The sequence below is a fragment of the Pseudomonadota bacterium genome (assembly GCA_010028905.1).
GTDB lineage: Bacteria > Vulcanimicrobiota > Xenobia > RGZZ01 > RGZZ01 > RGZZ01.
Window position 1 is genome coordinate 1 of record RGZZ01000782.1, and the last position, 1,500, is coordinate 1,500.

Annotated in this window: 4 protein-coding genes; 3 read left to right on the forward strand and 1 reads right to left on the reverse strand. The window is 65.3% G+C overall.

The annotated features are described in order from the left end of the window. The 3 genes from EB084_25250 to EB084_25260 form a co-directional block, all read left to right on the forward strand. Window positions 1-301, forward strand: a 301-nt coding sequence (locus tag EB084_25250) for a hypothetical protein (GenBank protein ID NDD31571.1), incomplete at its 5' end; no start/stop codon positions are given. A gap of 180 nt (window positions 302-481) precedes the next feature. Next, window positions 482-700, forward strand: coding sequence for a hypothetical protein (locus EB084_25255; protein ID NDD31572.1), 219 nt, complete (start codon window positions 482-484; stop codon window positions 698-700). 12 nt (window positions 701-712) lie between these two features. Then, window positions 713-1,300, forward strand: coding sequence for a formylglycine-generating enzyme family protein (locus tag EB084_25260; protein NDD31573.1), 588 nt, complete (start codon window positions 713-715; stop codon window positions 1,298-1,300). Here EB084_25260 and EB084_25265 read toward each other — a convergent pair. After that, a partial coding sequence (locus tag EB084_25265) for a hypothetical protein (protein ID NDD31574.1) occupies window positions 1,278-1,500 on the reverse strand: 223 nt, incomplete at its 5' end. The two genes, EB084_25260 and EB084_25265, sit on opposite strands and share 23 nt — an antisense overlap.

The following is a 1,500-nucleotide window of genomic DNA, read 5'->3' on the forward strand; positions in this document are numbered from 1 at the left end:
GTCGACGGTGAACCGGCCCATCTACTTCTATGTTGATCACCCGACGGACGGCCCATTCACCCTGGGCGCCACCATAACGGCATCCTTCTCCGCGGGCGTCAGCGCCTTCGTGGTCGACCCGCACGCCGCCACCGGCGCGGAGTTCCCCATGTCGGGCACGCCCACCGTGTCGTCGTCGTCGACCTACAACCGCACCGACACGCATACGCAGACCTTCACCCTGCCCCGCGGCCGCTACGTGTTGCGCGTCGAGCTCGATACCAGCGGCGGAACCTACAGCGCCAGCGTCACCGCGCACTAGCGCTGGTGGGTCGCCCCGTTCGGCGCTCCGATGACCGAACGGGGCTTGGTTGGCTGGGGTTGACGAAGGTGCTGGCGGGGTTTCGGTGTAGTCTGTATGCGAACGTCACGGCCTTGGTCGCCGTCTCAGGCTTGCCGCTGAAACAACCTCTCCCCACATCTGCGAAAGGACCGTGCACACATGGCTTCCCCTCGCCTCTGGCGCGCGTCTGCAGCAACGGTCACGCTGCTGCTTGTTGTTGCGTCCACGGGCTTCGCGCACCCCCCCGTGCTTCCTCGCATGCCGGGCTATCCGGCAGGCGAGATCACGAATCCCAGAGACGGTAGCGTCATGGTCATCGTGCCCGGTGGAACGTTCATCATGGGCGCCGATGACCACCAAGACGACGAAAAACCGTAGCACCAGGTTGCGTTGCGTGGTTTCGCCATCGGCAGGTACGATGTGACAAACGCGCAATGGGACGCCTTCCTTCGCGCAACCCGTTACAACCGGGGACCCGGGAAGTTTCGAGAGGATCTTTCCCGTCGGGGGCCAGATGCGCCGTTCACGCGCTGCACCTGGCATGATGCGCGTGCCTACTGCGCCTGGGCTGGGTGCAGGTTGCCCACCGAGGCCGAGTGGGAAGCGGCTGCACGGGGTACCGATGGCCGCAGATACCCCTGGGGGAACGGCTTCGAGGCCGCGCTCTGCTGCTGCAGCAGCGACGGGCAGGTCCAGACGGGCCCCTGTCCTGTCGGGTCGTACCCGGAAGGCGCTTCGCCGTACGGCTGTCTTGACATGGTCGGCAACGTCTGGCAGTGGTGCTCGTCGGAGGCGCGCCCCTATCCCTACAATGCCACTGACGGTCGAGAGAGCGCAGGAGGCAATGCCTTCCGCGTGCTTCACGGGGGAGGCTGGGGGCAAGGGCACCCCAATACATTTCTTTGCAGCAACCGTCTTGCCAGTGCGCCGGATCGACGCACCGAGGATCGCGGATTCAGGATTGCTCGAAGTCTCTGAGCGACTTCTCTCCGTGGTGTATGTGCCGATACCAGGCGTAGGCGCTCACCCTCGCGACCAGAACCACTGCGCCGGCCACCGGGTTCTCGAACAGGAAACGCGCCGCGGGCTCGATGGCGTGGTCGAACACCGGAACCACGACTTTGTCGAAGACCTGGCCGCCTACCGTAGAGATGCCGGGAACGCCGAGACCGTAGCCC

Bases quoted from the DNA above. Each gene is read 5' to 3' on its own strand.
- EB084_25255 (NDD31572.1), top strand. From the start codon at position 482: ATGGCTTCCCCTCGCCTCTGGCGCGCGTCTGCAGCAACGGTCACGCTG.